Source organism: Streptomyces sp. NPDC048349 (genome assembly GCF_040651925.1).
Taxonomy (GTDB): domain Bacteria; phylum Actinomycetota; class Actinomycetes; order Streptomycetales; family Streptomycetaceae; genus Streptomyces.
On the sequence record NZ_JBEZLA010000029.1, the window covers coordinates 41,981 to 67,795 of the forward strand.

21 protein-coding genes, 1 tRNA gene and 1 pseudogene are annotated in these 25,815 nt (G+C 73.0%); 13 read left to right on the top strand and 10 right to left on the bottom strand.

Translation table 11 applies throughout. The features are described from left to right. Nucleotides 1-9 precede the first annotated feature (9 nt). Together AB0D44_RS17755 and AB0D44_RS17760 are read right to left on the bottom strand one after the other, a co-directional pair. On the bottom strand, nucleotides 10-786 hold the full coding sequence (locus AB0D44_RS17755) for a hypothetical protein (protein ID WP_362591319.1): 777 nt from the start codon (nucleotides 784-786) through the stop codon (nucleotides 10-12). Between the two features lie 69 nt (nucleotides 787-855). Continuing rightward, nucleotides 856-1,431 carry a hypothetical protein gene (locus tag AB0D44_RS17760; RefSeq protein WP_362591322.1) on the bottom strand — a complete coding sequence of 192 codons (576 nt, stop codon included), beginning with the start codon at nucleotides 1,429-1,431 and terminating at the stop codon, nucleotides 856-858. Nucleotides 1,432-1,693: 262 nt separating this feature from the next. Here AB0D44_RS17760 and AB0D44_RS17765 point away from each other — a divergent pair, with 262 nt between their 5' ends. Beyond that, nucleotides 1,694-2,617, top strand: a complete 924-nt coding sequence (locus AB0D44_RS17765) for an alpha/beta fold hydrolase (protein ID WP_362591324.1) — start codon at nucleotides 1,694-1,696, stop codon at nucleotides 2,615-2,617. A 92-nt stretch (nucleotides 2,618-2,709) separates the two neighbouring features. On the opposite strand, the gene metG is transcribed toward AB0D44_RS17765, so the two are convergent. Then, complete coding sequence (metG, locus tag AB0D44_RS17770; RefSeq protein ID WP_362591327.1) at nucleotides 2,710-4,425, bottom strand: methionine--tRNA ligase; 1,716 nt, start codon at nucleotides 4,423-4,425, stop codon at nucleotides 2,710-2,712. Between the two features lie 373 nt (nucleotides 4,426-4,798). On the opposite strand from metG, the gene AB0D44_RS17775 reads away from it, so the two are divergent. Together AB0D44_RS17775 and AB0D44_RS17780 are read left to right on the top strand one after the other, a co-directional pair. Next, the gene (locus tag AB0D44_RS17775) at nucleotides 4,799-5,455 is read left to right on the top strand and encodes a sigma factor-like helix-turn-helix DNA-binding protein (RefSeq protein ID WP_362591330.1); all 657 of its coding nucleotides are present in this window, start codon (nucleotides 4,799-4,801) and stop codon (nucleotides 5,453-5,455) included. 827 nt (nucleotides 5,456-6,282) lie between these two features. Continuing rightward, nucleotides 6,283-7,002: pseudogene (locus AB0D44_RS17780) on the top strand (IclR family transcriptional regulator C-terminal domain-containing protein); the annotation flags it as partial. Between the two features lie 375 nt (nucleotides 7,003-7,377). On the opposite strand, the gene AB0D44_RS17785 reads toward AB0D44_RS17780, so the two are convergent. Both AB0D44_RS17785 and AB0D44_RS17790 read right to left on the bottom strand, forming a co-directional pair. Then, entirely contained in the window at nucleotides 7,378-8,964 is a 1,587-nt protein-coding gene (locus AB0D44_RS17785) for a serine/threonine-protein kinase (protein ID WP_362591424.1), read from the bottom strand. 328 nt (nucleotides 8,965-9,292) lie between these two features. Then, entirely contained in the window at nucleotides 9,293-10,069 is a 777-nt protein-coding gene (locus AB0D44_RS17790; RefSeq protein WP_362591333.1) for a helix-turn-helix transcriptional regulator, read from the bottom strand. Nucleotides 10,070-10,661: 592 nt separating this feature from the next. On the opposite strand from AB0D44_RS17790, the gene AB0D44_RS17795 reads away from it, so the two are divergent. Next, nucleotides 10,662-11,117, top strand: a complete 456-nt coding sequence (locus AB0D44_RS17795) for a hypothetical protein (protein WP_362591336.1) — start codon at nucleotides 10,662-10,664, stop codon at nucleotides 11,115-11,117. Nucleotides 11,118-11,196: 79 nt separating this feature from the next. After that, nucleotides 11,197-11,874 (top strand): class I SAM-dependent methyltransferase, encoded by a 678-nt coding sequence (locus tag AB0D44_RS17800; protein WP_362591338.1) that lies wholly within the window; start codon nucleotides 11,197-11,199, stop codon nucleotides 11,872-11,874. A gap of 273 nt (nucleotides 11,875-12,147) precedes the next feature. Here the strand turns inward: AB0D44_RS17800 and AB0D44_RS17805 are convergent. After that, nucleotides 12,148-12,235: transfer RNA gene (locus AB0D44_RS17805), tRNA-Leu, on the bottom strand. A 156-nt stretch (nucleotides 12,236-12,391) separates the two neighbouring features. Beyond that, on the bottom strand, nucleotides 12,392-13,333 hold the full coding sequence (locus AB0D44_RS17810; protein ID WP_362591341.1) for a beta-ketoacyl-ACP synthase III: 942 nt from the start codon (nucleotides 13,331-13,333) through the stop codon (nucleotides 12,392-12,394). A 218-nt stretch (nucleotides 13,334-13,551) separates the two neighbouring features. On the opposite strand from AB0D44_RS17810, the gene fdhD reads away from it, so the two are divergent. Further along, a complete protein-coding gene (gene fdhD / locus AB0D44_RS17815) occupies nucleotides 13,552-14,379 on the top strand; it encodes a formate dehydrogenase accessory sulfurtransferase FdhD (RefSeq protein ID WP_362591344.1) in 828 nt (275 codons plus the stop codon). Nucleotides 14,380-14,409: 30 nt separating this feature from the next. Here the strand turns inward: fdhD and AB0D44_RS17820 are convergent, their stop codons facing one another. Both AB0D44_RS17820 and AB0D44_RS17825 read right to left on the bottom strand, forming a co-directional pair. Continuing rightward, on the bottom strand, nucleotides 14,410-14,841 hold the full coding sequence (locus AB0D44_RS17820; protein ID WP_362591347.1) for a (2Fe-2S) ferredoxin domain-containing protein: 432 nt from the start codon (nucleotides 14,839-14,841) through the stop codon (nucleotides 14,410-14,412). A gap of 9 nt (nucleotides 14,842-14,850) precedes the next feature. Beyond that, nucleotides 14,851-15,894: a bile acid:sodium symporter family protein gene (locus AB0D44_RS17825; RefSeq protein WP_362591350.1), complete on the bottom strand. Its 1,044-nt coding sequence runs from the start codon at nucleotides 15,892-15,894 to the stop codon at nucleotides 14,851-14,853. Between the two features lie 127 nt (nucleotides 15,895-16,021). Here AB0D44_RS17825 and AB0D44_RS17830 point away from each other — a divergent pair, with 127 nt between their 5' ends. The 7 genes from AB0D44_RS17830 to AB0D44_RS17860 all read left to right on the top strand — a co-directional run bounded on the left by AB0D44_RS17830 (nucleotide 16,022) and on the right by AB0D44_RS17860 (nucleotide 25,198). Then, nucleotides 16,022-16,873 carry a LysR substrate-binding domain-containing protein gene (locus tag AB0D44_RS17830; protein WP_362591352.1) on the top strand — a complete coding sequence of 284 codons (852 nt, stop codon included), beginning with the start codon at nucleotides 16,022-16,024 and terminating at the stop codon, nucleotides 16,871-16,873. A 154-nt stretch (nucleotides 16,874-17,027) separates the two neighbouring features. Then, complete coding sequence (locus AB0D44_RS17835) at nucleotides 17,028-18,851, top strand: long-chain fatty acid--CoA ligase (protein WP_362591355.1); 1,824 nt, start codon at nucleotides 17,028-17,030, stop codon at nucleotides 18,849-18,851. A gap of 132 nt (nucleotides 18,852-18,983) precedes the next feature. Further along, a complete protein-coding gene (locus AB0D44_RS17840; RefSeq protein ID WP_362591358.1) occupies nucleotides 18,984-20,252 on the top strand; it encodes an ABC transporter substrate-binding protein in 1,269 nt (422 codons plus the stop codon). A 9-nt stretch (nucleotides 20,253-20,261) separates the two neighbouring features. Then, nucleotides 20,262-23,054, top strand: a complete 2,793-nt coding sequence (locus AB0D44_RS17845) for an ATP-binding cassette domain-containing protein (protein ID WP_362591361.1) — start codon at nucleotides 20,262-20,264, stop codon at nucleotides 23,052-23,054. Next, nucleotides 23,051-23,821: an ABC transporter ATP-binding protein gene (locus tag AB0D44_RS17850; RefSeq protein WP_362591364.1), complete on the top strand. Its 771-nt coding sequence runs from the start codon at nucleotides 23,051-23,053 to the stop codon at nucleotides 23,819-23,821. Before AB0D44_RS17845 ends, AB0D44_RS17850 begins: the two co-directional genes overlap by 4 nt. 91 nt (nucleotides 23,822-23,912) lie before the next feature. Next, nucleotides 23,913-24,761: an aldo/keto reductase gene (locus tag AB0D44_RS17855; protein WP_362591367.1), complete on the top strand. Its 849-nt coding sequence runs from the start codon at nucleotides 23,913-23,915 to the stop codon at nucleotides 24,759-24,761. Between the two features lie 11 nt (nucleotides 24,762-24,772). Continuing rightward, nucleotides 24,773-25,198 (top strand): RICIN domain-containing protein, encoded by a 426-nt coding sequence (locus tag AB0D44_RS17860; RefSeq protein WP_362591370.1) that lies wholly within the window; start codon nucleotides 24,773-24,775, stop codon nucleotides 25,196-25,198. Between the two features lie 244 nt (nucleotides 25,199-25,442). Here AB0D44_RS17860 and AB0D44_RS17865 read toward each other — a convergent pair whose 3' ends face one another. Beyond that, a complete protein-coding gene (locus tag AB0D44_RS17865) occupies nucleotides 25,443-25,748 on the bottom strand; it encodes a 4a-hydroxytetrahydrobiopterin dehydratase (protein ID WP_362591373.1) in 306 nt (101 codons plus the stop codon). Nucleotides 25,749-25,815 lie beyond the last annotated feature (67 nt).

Below are 25,815 nucleotides of genomic sequence, written 5' to 3' on the forward strand. Positions count from 1 at the left end.
GGCAGGGACTCAGCGCGCGGCGGCCACCGCCGTCGCCGGGAACAGGTCCTGGAAGGGGCCGGCGGAGTCGATCCCCTCCCGCCCGTAGGGCGCGTCGAAGCTCCACACCATGAACAGCAGGAACACGATCAGCGCGCTGAACAGCCCGGCCAGCAGCAGCTCACGCCCGGAGCGGCGGATCTGCAGTGTGAAGATCAGCCCGACGGTGACCACCCCGCCGACCAGCAGCCCGAACCACACCACGCTGGGCAGCGTGGACTCCGAGCTCTGGGTCCGCGAGTGGCGGGCGTCGTCGGCGGCGGCGATGTGGTCCAGCAGCGGCTGGTAGGCCTGCGCCTGGAGTTCGGTGGCCGGGCTCTGGTGGGTGACGTCGCTGCGCAGCTTGCCCAGCAGCTGGGCCCCCTCGGCCGACGCGCCCTCCCCGGAGGTCAGCAGCGGCCAGTCCACGGCGACCGTGTGGGAGACGTACGCGTCCACCTCGCCGCGGATCCGGTCCCGGACGGCGGCCGGGTAGACGTCGGCGCGCTGGGTGACCTCGTACAGCGCCTGGGCCTCGCGGCGGACGCTGTCCTCGGCGGCGCCGCGCGCCTCCCAGACGCCCGCGATGGCCAGGCCCAGGACGATCGCGTAGACCACGCCCACCATCATGGTCATGTACTCGATGACATCGGGGGTTTCACTGGTGTCCTCGTCGTCGGCGGCCCGGCGGTGCCGGATCAGCGTGATGGCGAGGACGAGGGCGCAGACGAGCGCCATGGCGATGGCCAGGACCAGCCATTCGGACACGTGGATTCTCCCGTGGTGGTTCGGAGGGCGGTTCGGAGGGCGGTTCGGTACGTGGATGCGCGGCGGCGGTCAGCCGCGGCTCTTGGAGCGGGGGCGCAGGGCGGCGGCCGCCAGCACGGCCGGGGTCGTGACGACGACCATGAGCATCACGGTGGACATCCCGCCCGGCCCGCGCCGCTCCAGGGCCACGGAGCGGTACGGACGCACGTGGAAGGCGCTCACAGGCGCGGCCGAGGCTCCGGGCCGGGGCGGAGCGGGTGCGTCCGCCCGGTCCGGGCCGGGACCGGACCCAGGACCCGGCGCGGGCACCGGCGCCTGCGCCACCCCGGCCCGGGCCTTCGCTGCGGGCCCCGCCGGACTCGGCGGCTGCGGCACCCCGGGCGGCCGCACGGGCTCGGGCCGGTCAGCGGCGGCGGGCGGCTCCGGGGACCGTCCCGGGTGGTGCACGGTGGGCCGCCGGGCTCCGGGCACGCCCGTGCGCACCGAGGGCGGCCGGAACACGGGCCGTCCCGGCTCGCCGTCCGGCACGCACACGTCGAGCCGGGCGCCGCGGCCGTGCCCGTCGCCCGCGACCGCCACGTGGCCGTGCAGGGGGCAGAGGGCCGCCACCAGGCCCGCCCCGGCGAGGTACTGCCAAGCGGTCACCGCGTGTCCTCCCGATTTCGCATCGCGCGCGAGGTCCATGGGATTCATGGGTTACGGCTGAAGAAACGATCACGGGCCTGCTTCGACACGCGGCAGACCGGACAAGATCACGGACCGAGCAGATCGGACCGGGTTCGGCGCGTCACGTCATGAATACGACAATCCGAGCGCAGGATGCTCCCGTGGACACGGACGTCATCATCGTCGGCGCCGAGCCGGCCGCGGGCCCGATCCGGAAGACGGGCTCCGGGGCGGTGCCGGCATGAGCTCCGCACGCGCCGAGCTGTCCGCGGGGGTGCGCCGGATCGACCTGGACGCCGACGGGACCGCCCTGTCCGCCCTGCTCTGCGCACCGCCCCAGGGCGCTGCGCGGGCGACGGTGGTAGCGGTGCACGGGGCGGGCATGAGCGCGGGCTACTTCGACAGCCAGGCCCTGCCCGACTTCTCCCTGCTCACCCTGGGGGCCCGGCTCGGGTACACGGTCGTGGCCGTCGACCGGCCGGGCTACGGCCGGTCCGCCCGGGCCCTGCCCGAGGGACTGCCGGTCGCCGAGCAGGCGGCCGCCCTGGCCGCCGCCGTACGGGACTTCGCAGCGCGGTACCCGACCGGCGCCGGTACCTTCCTCCTGGCCCACTCCTTCGGCGGCAAGGTCGCGCTGCTCACGGCCGCGGACCACGCTCCCGCCGACCTGCTCGGCGTGGAGGTCTCCGGCTGTGGCCACCGCTACGCACCGGACGCCTTCACCGGTACGGGCGCGTCCAGGGGAGGCCGGCGCAGCTGGGGGCCGTTGCGCCTCTACCCGCCGAGCACGTTCTCCACCTGCGGGTCGATCGTGGCCCCCGTCCCGCCCCGGGAGCAGGCCGACGTCGTCCGCTGGCCCGAGGTCTTCCGGGATGCGGCGGGCCGCGTCCGCGTGCCCCTGCGGTTCACGTTCGCCGAGCACGAGCCGTGGTGGCGCTACGACCGGGAAGCGCTCGCCGAGCTGAGGTCGCGGCTCACCGCCGCCCCCCGGGTGCACATCGACCGGCAGCCGGGGGCCGGCCACAACATCAGCCTCGGCCACGCGGCCCGCGCCTACCACCTGCGCTGCTTCGGCTTCTTCGAGGACTGCCTGGTGCGGGGTACCGTCGCGCAGCCGCCCCTGGACTCCGACGGCGACCAGGAACAAAAGGCCGTCCCCGCCTGACCCGCTGCGTCGGTCCGCTCGGGGCCTCCCCGGACGTGCGCAAGGGCGCGACCCCTGCCGGGTCGCGCCCTCACGAAGGTGCCGCTCGGAGATCAGGCCTCCGGGGAGCCGCCGAACCGCTCGCGGTAGGACTCCAGGTCCTCCTCGGTGATCCGCGCGAAGAGCACGGGCGGCACGGTGAACGGCGTACCGGCCGGGACCGCGTCCAGGCACCTGGCCTGCTCGGGGGTGACCCAGGCGGCCGTGTCGTCGGCGAGCTCGAACGAGGAGCGCATGGCGCGGGCCGAGGCCGGGATGAAGGGCTCGGAGACCACCGAATAGAGGTGGATCAGGTTCATCGCGGTGCGCAGGGTGAGCGCCGCGCCCTCCAGGTCAGTCTTGACCTCCAGCCAGGGGGCCTTCTCGTCCAGGTAGGCGTTGCCGGCCGACCACAGGGCGCGCAGCGCGGCAGCCGCCTTGCGGTACTGGAGGGTCTCCATGTGGCCCTCGTACTCGGCCAGCAGCTCGGCGATCTGCTCGCCCAGCTTGGTCTCGGCCTCGCCGGCGGGGCTGCCGGCGGGGACCTCGTCGCCGAACTTCTTGCGGGAGAAGGTCAGTACGCGGTTGACGAAGTTGCCGAGGGTGCCGCCGAGGTCCTTGTTGACCGTGGCGGCGAAGTGCTCCCACGTGAAGGACGAGTCGTCGGACTCGGGCGCGTTGGCGATGAGGAAGTAGCGCCAGAAGTCGGCCGGGAGGATCTCCAGCGCCTGGTCGGTGAAGACGCCGCGCTTCTGCGAGGTGGAGAACTTGCCGCCGTAGTACGTCAGCCAGTTGAAGGCCTTGACGTAGTCGACCTTCTTCCACGGCTCACGCGTGCCCAGCTCGGTGGCGGGGAACATCACCGTGTGGAACGGGACGTTGTCCTTGGCCATGAACTGCGTATAGCGGACGTCCTCGGCCTCGTACCACCACGACTTGTAGTCGCCGTTGCCGGCGTTGAGGTCCGCCCACTCCTTCGTCGCGCCGATGTACTCGATCGGGGCGTCGAACCAGACGTAGAAGACCTTGCCCTCGGCCGCCAGTTCGGGCCAGGTGTCGGCCGGCACCGGGACGCCCCAGTCGAGGTCGCGGGTGATCGCGCGGTCGTGCAGGCCCTCGGTCAGCCACTTGCGGGCGATGGAGGACGCCAGCTGCGGCCACTCCTCCTCGTGCCGCGCGACCCAGCCCTCGACCTCGTGCTGCAGCTTGGACTGGAGCAGGAAGAGGTGCTTGGTCTCGCGGACCTCCAGCTCGGTGGAGCCGGAGATCGCCGAGCGGGGCTCGATCAGGTCCGTGGGGTCCAGAACGCGGGTGCAGTTCTCGCACTGGTCACCGCGGGCCTTGTCGTAGCCGCAGTGCGGACAGGTGCCCTCGACGTAGCGGTCCGGCAGGAAGCGGCCGTCGACCGGCGAGTAGACCTGCCGGATCGCGCGCTCCTCGATGAAGCCGTTCTCCTGGAGCCGCCGCGCGAAGTGCTGGGTGATCTCCCGGTTCTGCTCCGAGGAGCTGCGGCCGAAGTAGTCGAAGGACAGCTCGAAGCCGTCGTAGACCGCCTTCTGGGCGTCGTGGGCCTGCGCGCAGAACTCGGCGACCGACAGACCGGCCTCCTTGGCGGCGAGTTCGGCAGGGGTGCCGTGCTCGTCGGTGGCGCAGATGTAGAGGACGTCGTGGCCGCGCTGGCGGAGGTACCGGGAGTACACATCCGCCGGAAGCATCGACCCGACCATGTTGCCCAGGTGCTTGATCCCGTTGATGTAGGGAAGCGCGCTGGTGATCAGGTGTCGAGCCATCCTCGGATGCTCCATTTCGTATGTGCGGTACCGCGTGACGTGACGGACTGTGAGTGCGGTTCATCGTATCGAACCGCCGAAAGGCCCCGCGCCGCATTTGTTTCAGGGTGGACGTCACACAAAAGCGAGGGTCGTGACCTCTCCGTCACGGCCCTCGCGATGGCGCCCATGCTACAGGCCCGCAGATGGTCACGCGCCGTGCACTGCCATCTGCGACCGGCATATGCATACGCGCTGGTTGGAGAGGTGCGCGATCGTGATCGATCACAAGTCGGTCATCACCGAACGTAATATTTCCAGGTTTCTTCTCTGCGCCCTCCGAGTGCGCCCGCGCTGATTTCCTGTTCCGCGGCACAGGGGATGAGGTGGAACGGTGAGCGATGGCGGACCGGAGGAGTCCGGTGGGGCCGTGGGACTGCCGAGCCGACGCCGGCGGCCGACGACCATGAGCCAGTGGGATCCGACGGCGCGCCTGTCGTACTGGGCCTTCCACGCCAATCGGCGGCCCGCGTACATGCGCTTCGCGTATCTGCAGCTGGGCTCCGACGAGGCGGCCGAGGAAGCGGTGGACGCCGCCTTCGACGCGATCATGGGCGAGTGGCTGCGCATGCTGCACATGGACCGGCTCGACGCGTACGCGTGGACCGTGCTCAAGCAGCGCCTGGTCGAACGCCAGCACCGGCGCCACCCCTGGCAGCCGCACCGGCCCGAGCCGATGGACATCAGCGCCTTCGAGGCCGCCCTCAAGGAGGCCCGCACCGATCAGTACGAGGTGCTGGCCGACACCATCCGCTTCTACTCCGCCGTCTCCCGGCTCGTCGAGCGGCAGCGCGACGCCGTGCTGCTGCGGTACGGGCTCCAGTGCTCCCCCGGTGAGGCCGCCGCCGTGATGGGCGTCGACGAGGCCACGGTCCGCTCCTACCTCGGCCAGGCCCACCGGCGCCTCGCCCGGCTGCTCGACACCTCCGCGGAGGCCGCCGACCCGGCCCTCGACGCGGACGCCGATCCAGCCGAATCCGCCGAATCATGAGGCCCCGCGAACGCCGGCAACCGCAGGACGGCGAACGGACCCCCCGCTCCCTGGCCGAGTTCCTCGACCGGGCGGGCGTCCGCGACCGCTATCCGCACTACGACCTCGGCGCGGCCGAGGCCCGGCTGCTGCGCGCGACCCGGCACGCGCCCACCCCCGGCCACCGCGCCCGCCGCCGCTCGGTGTTCGGCTGGAGCGACCCGGCGCGCGACTGCCCGCTCGACTCCGAACGGGCCCGGCTCGACCTCAAGGCCGTCTGCCTGGCCTCCGTGTGCGCGCCGAAGGCGCAGGCGCAGCTCGACTCCTTCCTCTCCGGCGGGCACACCGACCTGGCCGGCGCGGTCGTCTTCGGCTGTCTGCTGCACCTGGCCGGGCTGCGCGAAGGCGCCAGGTTCTGGTGGCAGTTCGCCGCCGGTTCGGGCAGCGCGCGTACCGCCCAGGCCGCGTACTGCCTCTTCCTCGACCACTCCCGGCGCGGTGAGCACCACGACGCCCGGCTGTGGGCGCGCGAGCTGGGCCGCCGCGGCTTCCGGCCGGGCGGCCGCCGGGACCTGCGCGACGTGCGGCTGTGCGCGCAGGCGGCGGTCCTGCGGTACGTGGACCAGCTGGACGATCCCGACCTGGGCCCGGTGCCGCTGCCGCGGCCCGGGCTGCCCGGGGTGCTGGCCGCGTTCCGGCCGGCGGCGGCCGGCGCCGGCCCCGCTCCGGCCGCCGCCCCGGCACCGGCGGCCGTACCCGTACCGCCCCTCGCGGCCGGCCCGCTGCGCCACCCGGCCCTGACGGCCGCGGCGCGCGGGACCGTCGTCCAGGCCGGCACCGGCGAGGCCCTGGCGGAGGCCCGGCGCGCGCTGGCCGTCGTACGGGTCCTGGAGCAGCACCCGCTGGGCGTGCGGGCCGCGCAGCTCGCGCGGACGGCGGGCCTCAGCGGGGAGGAGCTCGGCCCGCTGCTGTCGATGCTGTGCGAGGAGGAGTACGCCTACCGCCCGGCCGCGGGGGTGTACGCGCGCGGACCGGCCCTGGACCGGCTCGCGGCGCCGGGCGGCCAGGGTCTGGCGGGCCAGCTGCAGCGTACCCTGGCCCTGGCCCGGGACAGCGCCGGAGCGGCCGTGTACCTGAGCCGGTACGCGGACGGCGAGGTCCGGATCACGCAGATGGCGGACGGGCCGGGCACTCCGCCGGTGCGGGAGTGGGTGGACTTCCGGGCAGCCGCCCACGCCAGCGCCGTGGGCAAGTGCCTGCTGACCCAGCTCGACCACGACCGCCGCGCCGACCACGTGGCCCGGCACCGCCCCGCGCGGCTCACCCCTCGGACGATCACCGACAGCCGGGCCCTGTTCACCGCCCTGGACGCGGTGGCACCGGGCGCGCCCGTCTTCGACCTGCTCGAGTACTCCCCCGGCGTGGTCTGCGCCGCGGTGCCGATCGCCACCGGCGAGGCGGCCGGAAGCCTCGCGCTGTCGCTGCCCGCGGCCCATGCGCACCGGCTGGCCTCGGCCACCGAGGCCCTGCGCCGCAAGGCCGTCCCGGTGCTCCTCGCACTGCTGCTGACGGGTGCGATCCCTCCGGACGCCCCGGCCGCGCCGCCGGCCGCGCAGGCCCCGTCCGCGCCGGACGCCACGGGCGCGGCGGATGCCCGGGGCTCGGAACGCCCGGCCCCGCCGTCCCTGCCCGAGCCGGGGCGGGCGCCGCTGACCCCGGAGACCCTGCGCCACCTGCGGCGGCTCTTCCGCACACCGCTGACCGGGACGAGCGGCTCCCCGGCGGGCCCGCACCTGGTGAGCGACACCGGTTCCGCGGCGGCGTACCTCTTCGAGGCCCTCCCGGACACCGGCCGGCCGTGCCTGTCCCTGCCGCACACCTTCACCCAGGTCGCCCCGGGCACCCTGGCCACCCCGACGGGTCTGGTGGTCCTGGGCACGTGATCAAGGGCCGGCGGACCCCGCCCGCGCCGGGGCGAAGGAGTCCAGCGCCGCGTCGAAGCGGCTCCGGGCCTCGGCGAGCCGGCTGACGGGGGCGGACACCCAGACGTCGTACATGCGGCCGTTCTCGTCCCAGCAGAGGTCGAAGGTGTGCCGGGCCCCCTCGGCGCGCGTGAAGCCGTCCCAGGTGAACTCCCACAGGGCGGCGGGCAGTCCGTCGTGGGTCGTCGCGACGACCGACCCGTCCCGGTATCCGGGGTTGGTGTCGGGGCCGGAGGCGTGGGCGCGGCGCATCACGCCCAGCGGGCCTTCGGCGGCCGCGGGCTTCACCTTGATGCCGATCCTGACGGCGCCGTCCGGGGAGCTGTAGAAGACCCGCTGGTCGTCGGTGGTGCGCTGGTAGCCGTCGGGTACGACGAGGGCGAAGCCCTGCGGATCGGTGGCGGTCCGGTATCCGGGAGGCGCGGACTCGGGCGTCGGGCCCGCGGCCGGGGGGTGCGTCACGGCGGCGCTGACGCCGGGTGCGCCGGCACCGGATGCGCTGGCCGCGGGGGCGGCCGTTGCGGGGGCGGCCGTTGCCGGGGCGGCGGTCGCGGGGGCCGTGGTCGCGGGGGCGTCCGGCGTCCCTCCGTGCGCCCGGCCCGCCGGCCCGTCCGCGAGCAGGACCGCGGCGCCCACCCCGCCGGCCACGGCCACCGCGACCAGCGCCGCCGCGATCAGCCGGGTACGGCGGCCGGCGCGGAGGACCCGGGTCCGGGCGGGCCGCCGGGGCGGATCGGGGACGGGCACCCGGTCGGACAGGGGCACCGCGCCGGTGGTCGCGTACGCCGACAGCAGCCGCTCGGCCTCCGCCGCCCCCATCCGCCGCTCCGGGTCGCGCTCCAGCAGCCCCGCGATCACCGGGAGCAGCGGCCCCGCCTGGGCCGGCGGCCGGATCTCGTCGTACACGACGGCGTGCAGGACGCCGCCGAGCGAATCCCGGTGGAAGGGCGACTCCCCGGTCAGTGCGGCGCACAGCAGCACGCCCAGGGACCACAGGTCGGATGCGGGGCCGGCGGCTTCGCCCTGCATGCGCTCGGGCGAGGTGTACTCGGGCGAGCCGACGAAGGCGCCGGTCTCGCTGAGGGTGGTGGATCCGGCGAGGCGGGCGATGCCGAAGTCGGTGAGCACGACCCGGCCGGTACCCGCTTCCAGCAGGACGTTGGCCGGTTTGATGTCCCGGTGGAGCACGCCACGGGCGTGTGCGGCGTTCAGCGCGGCGAGCAGGGCGAGCCCCGTACGGGCCGCCTCGGCGGGGTCCAGCGGCCCGTCGGCGGCGAGCCGGTCGGCGAGCGAGCGGCCTTCGACGAGTTCCATGACGATGAAGGGGCGCCCCTCGTGCTCGGTGACGTCATGGACCACGACGACGTGCGGGTGCTTGATCTGCGCCACCGCGCGCGCCTCACGCAGGGCGCCCGCGGACTGCGTCCCGTCGTCGACGTGGAGCTCCTTGACGGCGACCGGGCGGCCGAGCAGTTCGTCGCAGGCCTCCCAGACGGTGCCCATCCCGCCCCGGCCCAGCCGCTTCCCGAGGCGGTAGCGCCCACCCATCACGCTGCTGCTGCGCGGATCGTCCTGCGACACGTTGCTCCCCTTGGCCCCTTGGCGCCCATGATGCCGCACGAACACAGGGCCCGTTGCGGACACGGTCCGAACCGGGGAAGCCAGTGGGTCACTCTGCCGAGTCGTGATCGTCGGGAGGACGTGGACGCCATGAAGCACGTACTCGCGGCCGTGGCCCACGCCGGGCCCCAGGAGGCGGCTTCGTCATGGCGGACTGCCGGAAAACGCAGAAAACCCCACCGAAGACTTCTCGGCGTTTCGCACCGCTGTTGGTCATGCGTTGGTCACGTGACCGACCCGCTGCAGCAGCGGCTTTCTACTCCGGCGGTCGGCTGTACTGCTCCAGCGCAGCCTTCGACGTGGACCGGTCCACCAGCCGCAGCTCCCATGGCCCCGTGTTCACGTCGAAGTCCTTGCCGAACCCGACCCACTTTCCCGCCATGCGTCGGCCGGTCGGCTCCACAAGCATCTGGACCGCACCGTGGTAGCGAGCGCCGTTGTAGTAGCCGTCCGAAGCGGTCTGCTCCACCCACGAGCCAGTGACCACGTTGCGATCCACGGTCAGGTCCAGGGTGAGAGGGCTGTCCGGGTTCGAGGACGCACCTGGCAGGCTCTGAGCCGTCAGCCGGTTCCCATGCTGGACGATCACCACATAGTGCTTGCCCTCGTGAGTCACATTCCGACTCGACGAGAAGAACTCGTAGCGGCTGAGCCACACCCCCGAGTAGGTCTCGGCGGCCAGCTGAGCTGCCTGAGGGGTTGCAGCAGCGGAGGTGACCCCGTCTGCTCCTGCGTCCATGTCATGCCCTCCTTTGCCGTCTGCGCGGACCCTCGCCATTGGTACCGGCAGGGTGAACCCCAGGGCCTCAACCGGACGGCCCGTGACCCGCTCTAACGCCCTTGCGTACACGCCCCGGGGCGTCTTACTTGTCCCTGACTCCCAGCGCTGTACCAGACGCTTTGATGCCTCGTTGGGCTCTCCGAGTTCTACGCCTGCCCGACGGATGGCCTTGGCGAAGTCGTCTTGGCTCATACGCAGGCCGATACGAACGGCCCGCAACACATCATTCGGCACCACGGCGGTCGTCGTCATGACGTCAAAGCTAGACCGAAGTGCCGCTCAGTGACACCGGTTTGACGCCCCCGGCGGCGTCATTGACGCCCGTTCGAAGGGCGCCCACCCGACGCCCGTTCCGTCGTCGCTCTGTCCTGGGTTCCGGGGCCAACATCAAGGCGTCGTGAGGCAGCCGCATCGGGAGGGTGAGCGAATGGCCAAGGAGTTCAGGAACCAGGGGCTTCCCGGAGGCAGCCCCGGAGGCCCGATCGCCCTCTCACTCCCGGCCTTGCAGCCGAGACCCGTCGAAGGATGCGGGATCTGCGCGACGGTTGCGCAGGAACGGGAGGCGGCATGGGGGCGCGGAGACAAGTCCGCTGCGTCTGACGCGAACGTGAAGCTGCGCAACCACCGGTACCACGCCTCATGACCAGGACTCTGCGGGTATCCCGGGACGGCGGCCGGACATACGGCGGACACCTCGTGTATCCGACCGACCGGAGCGAGAAGCCGCTGATGCCGGCAGCGCCGTCCAGATGGCTCCCGTGCGAGTGCCCACGATGCTCCCCCACGATCACGCACCATCAGCAGGGACCGGCCCCGGTCGTCCTCTGACCAGAAAGGCACAGACGTGACGCTCACACAGCAGTCGACCGAGGTTTCAGATCTCATCAGCCCCGACCTTCAGGGCCGCCTCATCCAGGACGTACGCAAGACCTGGCCGGAGCTGTCCGATGAGATGGGCGAGCGCGGCGTGAACCAGATGGTGGCCTTCCTGGTCGCCTCGACGCGCTCTGACGAGCCGCTCACCCCGTCGCTCCGGGTCGACCTCTTCTGGCACGCGTTCCTTCAGCGGAGTGTGCCCTACGTCGCGTTCTCCAAGGCGCTCGGCACCGAGTACATCCACCACGTCCCGGACGACACCGAGACCGGTTCGGACCCGGAGGCGGGCCGGGCCGCCATGGACGCAACGAAGGCCACGATCCGTGCAGCCGGGTTCACCATCGACCCCGAGTTCTGGCCCAACGAGGGCGCGGCGGACTGCTCGCAGTGCCACGCTGGGTGCACCGACAGCCCGGTCAGCTAGGCAAGTAGTACCCCGTGAGCCATCAGCCGCCCGGCCACCCCCGCCGGGCGGCTGCCCGCATTCAGCAAAAGGACGGAAAGTGCCAGACACCCGTAGTGCTGCTTGGGACGCCTACTCGAAGACCAAACCCCAGCGGCGTACGACCAACGCCAAAGGCGAGACCACGTGGTTCAACTGGACCCAGTACCCGGACCACGGCCCCGGGGCCGAAGTACTCGCCTTGCAGCCGGGCGAGACCGTACTTGACCTCGGGTGCGGGGCAGGCGGGAACCTTGCCCACCTGGCCACCCTCGGCATGAAGGCCGTAGGCGTGGACCTGTCGCGTGCACAGCTTTCCAAGGCCCGTGAGCGCTGGCCGGACGTGGACGGCATGGAGTTGCACCAGGGCGAGGCGCTTGCCTTCATGGAGACCGCGCGGGCCCCGTTCAACGCGATCTACTCCGTTTTCGGCGCCGCTTACTTCACCGACCCGGGGCTCATGCTCCCCGCCGCGCTTGACGCGCTCACCCCCGGAGGGGTGTTCGCCATGTCCCAGCATCCGGCCGTCGAGGGCTGCTACGGATGCCAGGCTTCTTACATCCCTCGAGATCCTGACGAGGACCCTGCGGTGGTGAGGCGGTGGGACTACGAACCGGCAACCTGGGCCATGATGCTCAAGGAATACGGCTTCGCTGACGTGACTGCCACCGTGCTACCGGCCCCCGCCGATGGGAAGCGCCGGATCGGCACCCTGCTTGTTCATGGCAGGCGAGCGTAGGCGGAGGTGCACAACGGCGGGTGCCGCGTCAAAGGATCCCCGCCCCGTTCTGTCGCCCGTTTGGCCTGCGCCCCGGAGGCCTGCCAGTCCCTGACCGTCCTGCCCACGCGGGTAGGCGCGAACGCAGAAGCCCCGGCCATTGGCCGGGGCTTTCGTGGTTAGGCGGAGATCAGAGCAGCGAGCGGAACGAGATGGCCCGGTACGGGCACTCACGTACGTGGGTCACGCCACTGCCCAGAAAAGCAGAAAACCCCACCGAAGTGGGGTTCCTACTGGTGTCCGAGGGGGGACTTGAACCCCCACGCCCGATAAAGGGCACTAGCACCTCAAGCTAGCGCGTCTGCCATTCCGCCACCCGGACCGGTGGTCGGCCCCGGTTTCCCGCGGCGACATGGACAACAATAGCAAAGGATCGGCGGGCCTCCGACCACTTATCCGCGCGGCCGTCGTCCGCCACGCCGTGCTGACCTGCACGCATGTGGCCCCGGGCGTCGCAAGACGGAGCGTCTCGCCCGGCTCACGGGCAGCGGATGACCTGGCCGGCGTAGGAGAGGTTGCCGCCGAAGCCGAAGAGGAGCACGGGAGCGCCCGTCGGGATCTCGCCGCGCTGCACCAGCTTGGACAGGGCCATCGGGATGCTGGCGGCCGAGGTGTTGCCGGAGTCGACCACGTCGCGGGCGACGACGGCGTTGACGGCGCCGATCTTGGCCGCGAGCGGCTCGATGATCCGCAGGTTCGCCTGGTGCAGGACGACGGCGGCCAGGTCCTCCGGGAGGACGCCGGCCTTCTCGCACACCTTGCGGGCGAGCGGCGGGAGCTGGCTGGTGGTCCAGCGGTAGACGGACTGGCCCTCCTGCGCGAAGACCGGCGGCGAGCCCTCGATGCGGACGGCGTTGCCCATCTCCGGGACCGACCCCCACAGCACCGGGCCGATGCCCGGCTGCTCGCAGGCCTCCACGACGGCCGCGCCGGCGCCGTCTCCGGTGAGCACGCAGGTGCTGCGGTCGCTCCAGTCGGTGATCTCGGTCATCTTGTCGGCGCCGATGACCAGGGCGCGGGAGGCGGAGCCGGCCCGGATGGCGTGGTCGGCGGTGGCCAGGGCGTGCGTGAAGCCCGAGCAGACGACGTTGATGTCCATCACGGCGGGGCCGGCGCCCATGCCCAGCTTGGCGGCGACGCGCGCGGCCATGTTGGGCGAGCGGTCGATGGCCGTGGAGGTGGCGACCAGGACCAGGTCGATGTCGTCCGGGGTCAGGCCGGCGCCGGCCAGGGCCTTGCCTGCCGCCTGGAAGGCCAGCTCGTCCACCGGCTCGTCCGGACCCGCGATGTGGCGCGTCTTGATACCGACCCGGGACCGGATCCACTCGTCCGTGGTGTCGACCATGGCCGCGAGGTCCTCGTTGGTGAGCACTTTCGCGGGCTGGTAGTGCCCTAGCGCCACCACGCGTGAACCGGTCATGGGCGGGGTCCCCCCTCGTACGGAAGTCAGGATCACCCAGCTTTGCCTGCTACTGGTGGGTACGTGTGCGTGTGACCCGACAGGATTCGGGGGCCGGAATTTGGAGATTCCCGAGGATCCGGCAGCCGGGGAGGGTGCGGGAAGCGGAACCGCGACAATGAGGTTGTCGCATGCGGGCAAGAATGCGCAGGCCAGAACAGAGGGGTGGATTGATCGCCATGGGACGGGTCACCGAGCGCCGTCGTGTCGTCCGGATCCGGAACGGCGCGGTGGGGGTCCGTCCGGACACGCTCGTCGCCGAGGAGCCGCTGGAGATACGGCTGAACGGCAAGCCGCTGGCGATCACGATGCGCACCCCGGGGGACGACTTCGCCCTGGCGGTGGGCTTCCTGGTGAGCGAGGGGGTGCTCGCCTCGGCGTCGCACGTGCGGGCGGTCACCTACTGCGAGGGGGCGGCCGAAGACGGCTCCAACACCTACAACGTCGTGAACGTGCAGCTGGCGGCCGGCGTCCCCGTGCCGGACATCACGTTGGAGCGGAACGTCTACACGACCTCGTCCTGCGGCCTGTGCGGCAAGGCCAGCCTGGACGCTGTCCGTACGGCGACCCGCTTCCCCGCGACGGCCGCCGACCCGGTACGGATCACCGCGGATGTCCTGGGCGTGCTGCCCGACCGGCTGCGCGCGGCCCAGAAGGTCTTCGACCGCACGGGCGGGCTGCACGCGGCCGGCCTGTTCACGGCGGACGGGGAGCTGCTGGACCTGCGCGAGGACGTGGGCCGGCACAACGCGGTGGACAAGATCGTCGGACGGGCCCTGCAGGCCGGCCGCCTGCCGCTGGCCGGGGCGGTGCTGCTGGTGTCGGGCCGGGCCTCCTTCGAGCTCGCGCAGAAGGCCGTGATGGCGGGCATCCCGATCCTGGCAGCGGTCTCGGCCCCGTCCTCCCTGGCCGTGGACCTGGCCCTGGAATCGGGCCTGACCCTGATCGGCTTCCTGCGCGGCCCGGACATGAACGTCTACGCGGGCGAGGAACGCGTCACGATGTGACCGCCGGGGGCGGCCCGGCGGCCGTGTGCGTCAGCGCCCGCGGCGGGTGCGGCGCGTGGTGCGCGCGGGCGGGTTGGGCGCCGGCGGGTCGATGCGGTGGAGGTCCAGGGTGGGCGGGACGGGGGTGGCGCCGGGGCCGCCCGACGCGGCCCAGGCGATGATCTCGTCGGTGGCGGTGTCGTCCAGGGCCCAGCCGAACCAGGCCGCGCGGGCTCCGCGGCGCCGGGCCTCGGTGGTGGGCTGGACCACGATGACGTTGGCCTGGGCGCAGGGTCCGAGGCAGTCGCTCGTACGGACGGCCAGGCGGCCCCCGGAGGCGGCCGCCGCCTCGCGCAGCCGGGCGAGCTGGCCGGCGTGGTCGGAGCCGGGGTTCTTGCGGGGGTCGCCGCAGCAGCAGCCGCGGCAGACCACCAGGGTGCAGGGGCGTTCGGCGTGGGCACCGTTCGGGCGTATCCAGGTCACCACCGAACGTTATCGGGCCTGACCCGTGGCCCGTTGGGGCGGCGGGGAGACCTGCGCCACACGGTCGGCGGCGAGTTCGCCGTCCACCGGGTCCTGGGCGCGGCGGCGGGCGAGGACCGCACAGACCATCAGCTGCATCTGGTGGAACAGCATCAGCGGCAGCACCGCGAGGCTCGCCTGCGCTCCGAACAGCACGCTCGCCATGGGCAGTCCGGCGGCCAGGCTCTTCTTCGACCCGGCGAACTGGATGGTGATGCGGTCCGCGCGGCCGAATCCGAGGCGCTTCGCGCCGTGCCAGGTGGCGAGGAGCATGACGGCGAGGAGGACGGCCTCCACCACCAGAAGGGCGCCCAGGCGCGGCAGGCTGATCCGGTGCCAGATTCCGGCGGCCATGCCGGCGCTGAAGGCGGCGTAGACGACGAGCAGGATCGAGCCGCGGTCGACGTGGCCGAGGACCGGCCGGTGGCGTGCGAGGAAGCCGCCGACCCACGGCCGCAGCACCTGCCCGAGGAGGAAGGGGAGCAGGAGCTGCAGGGCGATCTTGAGGAGGGAGTCCGGGGAGAAGCCGCCCGCGTCGCTGCCGAGCAGGGCAGCGGCGAGGAGGGGGGTGAGGAGGATGCCGGCGAGGCTGGAGAAGGAGCCGGCGCAGATCGCCGCGGGGACGTTGCCGCGGGCGATCGAGGTGAAGGCGATGGAGGACTGGATGGTCGAGGGGACCAGGCACAGGAACAGCAGGCCGCTGTAGAGGGGCTGGGTGAGCACCTCCGGGACCAGGCCCCGGGCGGCGAGGCCCAGGAGGGGGAAGAGGAGGAAGGTGCAGGCGAGGACGGTGAGGTGCAGCCGCCAGTGGCGCAGCCCGTCGAGGGCCTCACGGGTGGAGAGCCGGGCTCCGTAGAGGAAGAAGAGCAGGGCGACGGCCGCGGTGGAGGCGCCGCCGACGACGGTGGCGGCCGGGCCTCGTGCCGGGAGCAGCGCGGCGAGGCCGACGGTGCCGAGGAGCGCCAGGACGTACGGGTCCAGCGGCAGCCGGGTGGGGAGGTGCGGGCGGCGCATGTGCGGGTGCTCTCTTGCCGACGGGGAGTGGTCTCCCCTCATGGTGCGGGGGCAGCGGTGATCGGGAAACCCGTACACCGCACTCACTGTCATCACGATCCGCGATGGGCGCGCCTAGCATGGGCGTATGTACGACCCCGTCCAGCTGCGTACGTTCCTCACGGTGGCCCAGACGCTCAGCTTCACGCAGGCCGCGGGGCGGCTCGGCGTACGGCAGTCCACGGTCAGCCAGCACGTGCGGCGGCTGGAGGAGGCGACGGGGCGGCCGCTGTTCCTGCGGGACACGCACAGCGTCGAACTGACCGAGGACGGCGAGGCACTGCTGGGCTTCGCGCGCACGATCCTCGAGGCGCACGAGCGGGCGGCGGCCTTCTTCACGGGGACCCGGCTGCGGGGCCGGCTGCGGTTCGGGGCCTCGGAGGACTTCGTGCTGACGCGGCTGCCGGAGATCCTGGAGGGATTCCGGCACGAGCATCCCGAGGTGGACCTGGAGCTGACGGTGGAGCTGTCGGGGACGCTGCACGAACGGCTGGACGCGGGACGCCTCGACCTGGTGCTGGCGAAGCGGCGCGGGCCGGGCGACGAGCGGGGGCGCCTGGTGTGGCGGGACCGGATGGTGTGGATCGGGGCGGAGGGGCTGCGGGTGGACCCGGAGCACCCGGTGCCGCTGATCGTCTTCCCGCCGCCGGGGATCACCAGGGCCCGGGCCCTGGAAGTGCTGGAGCGGGACGGGCGGCCGTGGCGGATCGCCTGCACGAGCGGCAGCCTGAGCGGGCTGATCGCGGCGGCCCGGGCGGGGCTGGGCGTGATGGCGCACACCCGGGGGCTGATCCCGCCGGGGCTGGTCCGGGTCGGCGGACTGCCCGACCTGGGCCCGGTGGAGTTCGCGCTGCTGCGCGGCCCGCGCGTCTCGGCTCCCGCCGAGGCCCTGGCCTCGGCCGTCCTCTCGGGCGCGGACCGCCTCACCCGCACGGCGTGAGCCGCCGGCCCGGACCGCAGCCGCCTGCCCGGCAGGGGTGTGGCGGCGGGCGCAACCACGCCGCTGAGGAGGTCTTGTGGAGGAATCCGCAGGCTGATCAACTGCGGTCCGGCGTGGGGTAGCGTCGCCGCGCCGCACGGAGAGGAGCGGGGCCATGCGCGAGATCACCGTCCCACCGGTCATCACGGACGCGCCCGTCGGCGGGCTGGCCGACACCGTCTTCCGGCACGCGCACGAGGAACCGGGCCGGGTGGTCCTCGGGCGCAAGACCGGCGGCGTCTGGCAGGACGTGACCTCCGGACAGCTGGCCGCCGAGGTCCTGGCGCTCGCCAAGGGGCTGCTGGCCCAGGGGGTGGGGTTCGGGGACCGGGTCGCCGTCATGTCCCGTACCCGGTACGAGTGGACCCTGTTCGACTTCGCCCTGTGGGCGATCGGGGCCCAGCCCGTCCCCGTCTATCCGACCTCCTCCGCCGAGCAGGTCCAGTGGATCCTGCACGACTCCGCGTGCACGGCCTGCGTCGTCGAGAACGAGGACCAGGCCATGACGGTGGGCTCGGTCGTCGACCGGCTCCCCCGGCTGCGGCTGCTGTGGCAGCTCGACGCGGGGGCCGTGGACTCGCTGGTCGCCGCCGGGCGCGGGGTGTCCGAGGACGTCGTGCACCGGCACCGCGGGGCGGTGACCCCGGACGCGGTCGCCACCGTCATCTACACCTCGGGGACCACCGGGCGGCCCAAGGGGTGCGTGCTCACCCACGCCAACTTCATGTACGAGGCCGACACGATGGTCAGCCGCTGGGAGTCCGTCTTCCGGGCCGGCCCGGGCGAGCAGCCGTCCACCCTGCTCTTCCTGCCGCTGGCGCACGTCTTCGGGCGGATGGTGGAGGTGGCCGCGATCCGGTCGCGGGTCAAGCTCGGGCACCAGCCGGTACTGACGGCGGCCGAACTGCTGCCGGACCTCGCCGCGTTCCGGCCGACCTTCGTGCTGGGGGTCCCGTACGTCTTCGAGAAGGTCTTCGCGGCCGCCCGCCGCAAGGCGGAGGCGGACGGGCGCACGGGCGCCTTCGACCGGGCGGTGGAGACGGCCGTACGGTACGCGGAGGCGCGCGAGCAGAAGGCCTTCGGCCTCGGGCCGGGACCCTCGGCCGGGCTGCGGATGGAACACCAGCTCTTCGAGAAGCTCGTGTACGGGAAGGTCCGCGAGGCGATGGGCGGCCGGGTGCGGCACGCCATGTCGGGCGGGTCGGCGATGTCGCGCCGCCTCGGGCTGTTCTTCGACGGGGCCGGGATCACGGTCTACGAGGGGTACGGGCTGACCGAGTCGTGCGCGGCGGCCACGGCGAACCCGCCCGGGGCGACCAAGTACGGCACGGTGGGCCCGCCGATCCCCGGCGGCACGGTGCACATCGCGGACGACGGGGAGGTCTGGCTGCACGGCGGGCACGTCTTCTCCGGGTACCTCAACGACCCGCACGGCACGCAGGAGGTGCTGCGCGGCGGCTGGCTGGCCACCGGGGACCTGGGGCGGCTGGACGAGGACGGCTACCTCACCATCACCGGCCGCAAGAAGGAGATCCTGGTGACCTCCAACGGCAAGAGCGTCCAGCCCGCCGCGCTGGAGGAGCGGGTCCGCTCGCATCCGCTGGTGGCGCAGTGCGTGCTGGTGGGCAACGACCGGCCGTACATAGCGGCCCTGATCACCCTGGACCCGGAAGGGATCGCGCACTGGCTGTCGATGCGAGGCCTGCCGCAGCGGCCGGCGGCGGAGCTGGTGCACGACGCGGACCTGTCGGCGGAGGTCCGGCGGGCGGTGGTGGCGGCCAACACCCTGGTCTCGCAGGCGGAGGCGATCCGCACCTTCCGGGTCCTGCCCGAGCAGTTCAGCGAGGAGCGGGGGCTGCTGACCCCCTCGTTGAAGCTCAAGCGGCGGGCGATCGAGAAGGCGTACGCGATGGAGGTCGCGGCCCTGTACCAGCCGTGAGCAGGCCGGTTCCCGAGTCGGCGCACCGCCTCCCGGTTTCCTGACGGTTCGTCACCACACCTGCGCCCGGGATATTGACGATGCGTCAGGTCACGCACAGAATGCGGGGATTCCGACCGGAGGGATCCCCAGATGTTGCGACCGATCCGCACCCTGGCCGCCGCGGCAGCGGCCCTCGCACTCGTCTCGGCCTGCAACTCGGCCTCCACGAACGGCAACGGCAAGGGCGGGGCCGGTGATACGCCCGGGGACCGCCGCGGGGTGACCGCCGAGTCGATCAAGGTCGGCGGCATCGTGTCGATGACCAGCGCGAGCGGATACAGCAAGAAGGACACCGACCTCGGCGCCAAGGCGCGGTACATGAGGGCCAACGCCGAAGGGGGCGTCAACGGCCGCAGGATCGACTACCTCGGCGCGCAGGACGACGGCCAGGACCCCGCGAAGAACATGGCGGCCGCCCGCAAACTCGTCCAGCAGGACAAGGTCTTCGCCGTCTCCCCCATGAGCTCGGTGACCTTCTCGGGCGCCGACTTCCTGGAACAGGAGAAGGTGCCCACCTTCGGCTGGGGCACCCTGCCCGCCTTCTGCGGGCCCAAGTACATCTACGGCTTCAACGGCTGCCTGGTCCCCACCCCCGGCGGCACCCTCAACCAGACCTGGCCCGAGGGCATCGGCCGGCTGCTCGGCGGTGCGCAGGGCAAGTCCGTCGCGGTCATCGCCAACGACAGCGACGCCGGCAAGTTCGGCATCCGCACCTTCCAGCAGGGTTTCGCCAGCGCCGGGTTCACGGTCTCCTACGCCAAGGCCTCCGTGCCGGCCACCGCCGTACCCAGCGACTGGTCGGCGTACGTGAAGGAGATCCTGGAGAGCAACGGCGGCAAGGCACCCGACGCCGTGGTCTCCGTCATGCAGACCCCCAACAACATCGGGCTGTTCACCGCGCTCAAGCGCAGCGGCTACAAGGGACTGCTCTCCGACCCCACCGACTACGACCCGGGCCTGCTCGCCAAGGACGCCACCAAGCAGGCGCTCGACGGGGTGCACGTCCTGCTCCAGTTCGAGCCCTTCGAGTCGGACAACCCGCGGATGGCCCAGTTCAAGGCCGACATCAAGGCCGCGGCGGGCGGGCAGGATGTTCCGCTCAGCATGCACATGATGACCGGGTACATGTCGGCGGACCTGTTCGTGTCCATCGCCGAGACGGCGGGCAAGGACCTGACCGTCGAGTCCTTCCAGGCCGCCGCGCAGCGCTTCTCCGACACCGGCACCCTCGTCGGCGACCGGGCGGAGCCCAGGGGGCAGAAGGACAGCTTCGGCTGCGGTGCGCTCGTCCAGCTGAAGAACGGCAGGTACGAGGTGTCCGTCCCGTTCACCTGCCACGAGCCCATCCCCTTCAAGTAGGGCCGCGGCATGGGGGATCTGCTCGTCTTCGTACTGAGCGGCCTGGTCTCCGGCGCCCTGTACGCGCTGCTCGCCACCGGGCTGGTGCTGTCGTACTCGGCGTCCGGGCTGTTCAACTTCGCGCACGGGGCCACCGCCTACCTGTGTGCGCTCACCTTCTACGAGCTGCACTCCGGCCTGGGCTGGCCGGCCGTCCCCGCCGCGCTGCTGGTGGTGTGCGTCCTGGCGCCCGGCCTCGGCTGGGGCCTGGACCGGCTGATGTTCCGCCGGCTCGCGCGGGTCGGCGAGACGGCGCAGATCGTGGCGACCATCGGGCTGCTGGTGGCCCTGCCGGCGGCCGGGCTGTGGTCGGTCGAGCTGCTCGCGGACGCGGGCGCGCCGGTGAAACCGGCCGAGAACCAGTTCGGGCTGCCCGGGGTCGGGCCCAGCCCGGCCACGTCCTGGCAGCTCGCGCAGGGCGTCGGCGTCGACTCCGACCAGCTGATCACCTGGGTGGTGACGGCGGTGGCGGCGGTGGCCCTGTGGGTGCTGATGCGCCGCACCCGGCTCGGGCTGCTGCTGCGGGCGGCCGTCGACAACCGCTCGCTGACCGAGCTGCGCGGCATCAGCGCCGACCGGCTCTCCTCGGTGGCCTGGATGATCGCGTCGGTACTGGCGGGGCTGGCGGGGGTGCTGGCGACGCCGCTGCTGGGGCTGTCCGCCCACGACTTCACGCTGTTCCTGTTCGTCTCGGCGACGGCGGCGGTCATCGGACGGTTCGCGTCGGTGCCGCTCGCCTTCGCGGGCGGGCTGGGGCTGGGGGTCCTGCAGAACCTGGTGGCCGGGTACGCGTCCTTCGCCGAGGGCATCACCGGCTTCCGTACGGCGGTGCCGTTCCTGATCCTGTTCGGGGGCCTGCTGGTGCTGACGCGCCGGGCGCGGACGGCGGGGACCGCAGCCGTGGACGCACCGCCGGTGGACCACCTTGCCGACGCGTCGTGGGGCAGGCGCTGGGGGGTGTGGGCGGCGGGCGCGGCGGCGCTGTGCGTCGCGTTCTACACCGTGACCACGCCCTTCTGGAGCGGGCTGCTGGCGCAGGGGCTGGCCATCGGGCTGGTGTTCATGTCCTTCACCGTGGTGACCGGGCTGGGGGCGATGGTCTCGCTCGCCCAGGGCACCTTCGTGACCGGTGCGGCGCTGGTCGCCGGACTGCTGATGAGCCGGGGCTGGCCGTTCGCGGCGGCGCTGGCGGTCGGCACGTGCGCGGCCGCCGTCCTGGGCGCCCTGGTCGCCCTGCCGGCGCTGCGGCTGGGCGGCCGGTCGCTGGCCCTGGCGACGCTCGCGCTGGCCTTCCTGGCCGACCAGGTGCTGTTCCAGCTGCGGTGGCTGCGCAACGGGGATTCCGGGTGGCCGGTCCCCCGGCCGGTGTTCGGGCCGGTGGACCTGTCCGACGACCGGGCGCTGGGCGTGGCCCTGGTGGCCTTGGTCGCGGCGGTGGCAGCCGCTCTGAGCGCGCTGCGGAGCTCCCCCTCGGGGCGGGCGATGCTGGCCGTACGGTCGGCGCCGGCGGCCGCGATGGCCTCGGGGGTGTCGGTCCTGCGGACCAAGCTGTTGCTGTTCACCCTGTCGGCGGGGCTGGCCGGGTTCGGCGGCGTGATGTACGCGTCGTTCAACACCCGGATCACGGCGACGGACTTCACGGCGATGACGGGGCTGGTGTGGCTGGCGGTGGTCGTGGCGGCGGGTGTGCGGCGGCCGGCCTATGCCGTGGTGGCGGGGCTGGTGTTCGCCGTGGCGCCGCGGCTGCTGTCGGACTACGTGACGCCGTCCGCCCACCTGCCGGTGATCCTGTTCGGGCTGGCGGGGTTGGCGTTGGCCAATGACCCCGACGGGTACTGCGCGGCGGTGCCGGTGCGGCTGGCGAAGCGGCGGGCCGCGGCCGGGAGCCCTGCGGGGCTCTCCCCCACCCCGCCCCCTCCCGGAACCGTGGACTACGCCCCCGAACCCCCGACCCGGGGCTCCGCGCCGGACCCGTCGTGGGCTCAGCCCCCGGACCCCCGCGCCCCGCGTGCCGGCAAGGCCGTCCCTCCAGCCCCTGCGGCGAACGAGCCGCCCGCAGGTTCCGCCGCCGTGCCCGCTCTGGAGCTGCGCGGCATCACGGCCGGGTACGACGGGGGGCTCGTCCTGCACGGAGTGGACCTGTCCGTGCGGAGAGGGGAGATCCTCGCCGTGCTCGGGCCCAACGGGGCCGGGAAGAGCACGGCGTGCCGAGTGGCCGCCGGGGCGCTGCCCGCATCCGGCGGGGCGGTCTTCGTCCACGGGCGGGACGCCACCCGCGACGGCGCCGTACGGCGGGCGCGGGCCGGGGTGGTGCTCGCCCCCGAAGGCCGCGGGATCTTCCCTGCGCTCACGATCGAGGAGAACCTGGCCCTGTACCTGCGGGAGGCCGACGCCCGGGCCGCCGTCTACGACCGCTTCCCGCGGCTCGCGGAACGACGCGGCGTGCCCGCCGGGGCCCTGTCCGGCGGGGAGCAGCAGATGCTGGCCCTCGCGCCGCTGCTGCAGCGCCCGCCCGAGGTGCTGATCGCCGACGAGCCCTCGCTCGGGCTCGCCCCGCGCGTGGTGGAGGAGGTGTACGCACTGCTCACCGAGCTCCGCGGGGCCGGCACCGCGCTGCTCCTGGTGGAGGAGAGGGCGGCGGAGATCCTCGGTATCGCGGACACCGTGGCCTGCCTCTCCCAGGGCCGGGTCTCCTGGTGCGGGCCGCGCGCCGAGGTGGAGGCGGACCGGCTCACCGAGGCCTATCTGGGGATGGCGACATGAGCGGCTACCTGCTGGAGGCCCGGGGGGTCGGCGTGCGCTTCGGCGGCGTCCGGGCGCTGACCGGGGTGGACTTCGCGCTCCGCGCCGGCGAGGTGTGCGGGCTGATCGGGCCGAACGGGGCGGGGAAGACCACGCTGTTCGACGTGCTGTCCGGGATCCGGCGCCCCGACCAGGGGCGGGTCCTGCTGGACGGGGTGGACGTCACCCGCCGGTCCCCCGTCTGGCGGGCCCGGCACGGGATGCGCCGGACCTTCCAGCGCCAGCAGCTGTTCGGCCAGCTCAGCGTGGCCGACAACCTGCTGGTGGGGCAGGAGTGGCGGGGCGGCGGGGGCGGGCTCGCCGCCGATCTGGTCGCCTTCCCGGCCCGCCGGGCCCGGGAGCGGGCGCGCCGGGAGCGGGGCGAGCGGGTGCTGGCCGACTGCGGGATCGGCGCGCTGGGGACCTCGTACGCCGGCGGGCTGCCCGTCGGGCAGGCCCGGATGGTCGAACTGGCCCGCGCGGTGGCCGATCCCCCGCGGGTGCTGCTGCTGGACGAACCGGCGTCCGGGATGTCGGCTCCCGAGCGCGAGCAGCTCGCGGAGGTCGTCCGGCGGCTCGCGCGGGAGGAGGGCTGCGCGGTGCTGCTGGTCGAGCACAACGTGGCCTTCGTGATGGACCTGTGCGCACGGGTGGTCGTACTGGACCTCGGGGCGGTGCTCACCGAGGGTCCGCCGGCCGAGGTACGGGCCGATCCGCTGGTGCGGGAGGCCTACCTCGGGACGGCGTAGCCGGTCGGGGACGGCGGGAATACGTCGTGCGGGGGGCCGGTTGTCGCCCCGCGTACGACGCCGCCCACCGACTCCGAGGAAACGACCCCACGTGAACCAGGTCCCCACCGTCAAGCTCAACAACGGCACGCTCATGCCCCAGCTCGGCTTCGGCGTCTGGCAGGTGCCGGACGCGGAGGCGGAGCGGGCCGTCGCGACCGCGCTGGAGGCGGGCTACCGCAGCATCGACACGGCGGCCGTGTACGGCAACGAGGCCGGCACCGGCCGGGGACTCGCCGCCTCCGGCGTCGCGCGCGAGGAACTGTTCGTCACCACGAAGCTGTGGAACGGCCCGAAGCGGACCTGGAACCGCGACGCGGTGCTGCGCGCCTTCGACGATTCGCTGGACAAACTGGGCCTCGACCACGTCGACCTGTACCTGATCCACTGGCCGCGCCCGATGCGCGACGACTTCGTCTCCATCTGGCGGACCTTCGAGGAGATCGCGGCGGGCGGCCGGGCCCGGGCGGTCGGCGTGTCGAACTTCCGCCCGGCGGACCTGGACCGCCTGGCCGCGACGAGTGCGCTGGTTCCCGCCGTGAACCAGATCGAGCTGCATCCGCTGTTCCCGCAGGAGGAACTGCGCGCCGTGCACGCCGAGCGGGGGATCGCCACCGAGGCCTGGTCGCCGCTGGGCCAGGGCAAGGAGCTGCTGACGCTCCCCGCCGTGGCCGGGATCGCCGCCAAGCACGGGCGCAGCCCGGCGCAGGTGGTGCTGCGCTGGCACGTGCAGCACGGCAACGTCGCGATCCCGAAATCGGTGACCCCGGCCCGGATCCGGGAGAACCTGGACGTGTTCGGCTTCGAGCTGGACGCCGCCGACCTCGCCGTGCTGGACGCCCTGGGCACGGGCACGGCGGCCCGGCGGATCGGTCCCGACCCGGCCGTCTTCGACGTGTGAGCGCGGTCCACGTGAACCTTCCCGAAGGGCTCTACCGGATCCGCAACGTGGACAGTGGCCTGGTGCTCCAGCTGGAGGGTGCCTCCCGGGTGCGCGTCGGCCCGGACGGCCCGCCCGCACCGCAGGCCGCCCGCCGGTGGCGGATCTCGCCGGTGCACAGCGGCGGCGGCATCTTCCACGTGGTCAGCGAGGACAACGGGCGCCGGCTCGACGTCGCGAACGCCTCGACGGACAGCGGTGCCCGGGTGCAGGTGTGGCGGGCCAACGCCTTCGGCGCGCAGGAGTGGCTCGTCGAGGAACACCTGGACGCACCGGGCGTGGTCTCGCTGATCGCGTGCATCAGCGGCCTGCCCCTGGAGGCCGACGAAGAGGGCCGCGCCCGCCAGGGCGAGGACACCGATTCCCCGGCCCAGTGGTGGCGCCTGGAGCCGGCGTAGCGCACCGGTGTGGCGAGCCGCGCGAAGCCGCGCGGAGCGCCGGGCGTCGGCCGAAGCTCCGTACGCGGCAGGCCGGTTCTGCGCTCGGGGCGTCGTCCTGACCGGGCGCAGGCGGGGGGCTGCCGTGGCGGTGGCCTCGGCGTGGGGCCGCCGTGGCGGCGGCCTCGGCGTGGGGCTGCCGCCGCGGGGGGTGTCGTGGGCCTCGGCCCGCGCGTGGGCGTCGAGCAGCCGCAGCGGCCGCAGCTCAGCTCGCGCCGTGCGCCGGGGCGAGGGATTCGACGCGTTCGGCGAGTTCGAAGTCGTTCGCCGTCACCACGCCGCCCGCGTCGTGGCTGTTCACCGACAGCCGGACCGTGTTGTAGCCGAGCGTCAGGTCGGAGTGGTGGTTCAACTCCTCCTGGACGGCCGCGATGTGGGCGACCAGGGCGCTCGCCGCGAAGTGCGTGCCCAGCCGGTAGGTACGGAAGATCCGGTCGTCCTCGAAGGCCCAGCCGGGGAGTTCCCGCAACCGGTCCTCGATCTCCTTCTGTGACAGCGGTTCACTCGGCATCCACCGGCTCCTTTGCCCCGTTCTTGCCCGTGACGTGGAGTCAAGGTTCCCACAGTGCGCGCCGGAG

Coding starts and splice junctions, on each gene's coding strand:
- AB0D44_RS17790 (WP_362591333.1), bottom strand. CDS start 10,069: ATGACGACGACCGCCGTGGTGCCGAATGATGTGTTGCGGGCCGTTCGT.
- metG (WP_362591327.1), bottom strand. CDS start 4,425: ATGGCTCGACACCTGATCACCAGCGCGCTTCCCTACATCAACGGGATC.
- AB0D44_RS17850 (WP_362591364.1), top strand. CDS start 23,051: ATGAGCGGCTACCTGCTGGAGGCCCGGGGGGTCGGCGTGCGCTTCGGC.
- AB0D44_RS17810 (WP_362591341.1), bottom strand. CDS start 13,333: ATGACCGGTTCACGCGTGGTGGCGCTAGGGCACTACCAGCCCGCGAAA.
- AB0D44_RS17835 (WP_362591355.1), top strand. CDS start 17,028: ATGCGCGAGATCACCGTCCCACCGGTCATCACGGACGCGCCCGTCGGC.
- AB0D44_RS17825 (WP_362591350.1), bottom strand. CDS start 15,894: ATGCGCCGCCCGCACCTCCCCACCCGGCTGCCGCTGGACCCGTACGTC.
- fdhD (WP_362591344.1), top strand. CDS start 13,552: ATGGGACGGGTCACCGAGCGCCGTCGTGTCGTCCGGATCCGGAACGGC.
- AB0D44_RS17785 (WP_362591424.1), bottom strand. CDS start 8,964: ATGGGTGGGCGCTACCGCCTCGGGAAGCGGCTGGGCCGGGGCGGGATG.
- AB0D44_RS17845 (WP_362591361.1), top strand. CDS start 20,262: ATGGGGGATCTGCTCGTCTTCGTACTGAGCGGCCTGGTCTCCGGCGCC.
- AB0D44_RS17830 (WP_362591352.1), top strand. CDS start 16,022: ATGTACGACCCCGTCCAGCTGCGTACGTTCCTCACGGTGGCCCAGACG.
- AB0D44_RS17865 (WP_362591373.1), bottom strand. CDS start 25,748: ATGCCGAGTGAACCGCTGTCACAGAAGGAGATCGAGGACCGGTTGCGG.
- AB0D44_RS17840 (WP_362591358.1), top strand. CDS start 18,984: ATGTTGCGACCGATCCGCACCCTGGCCGCCGCGGCAGCGGCCCTCGCA.
- AB0D44_RS17765 (WP_362591324.1), top strand. CDS start 1,694: ATGAGCTCCGCACGCGCCGAGCTGTCCGCGGGGGTGCGCCGGATCGAC.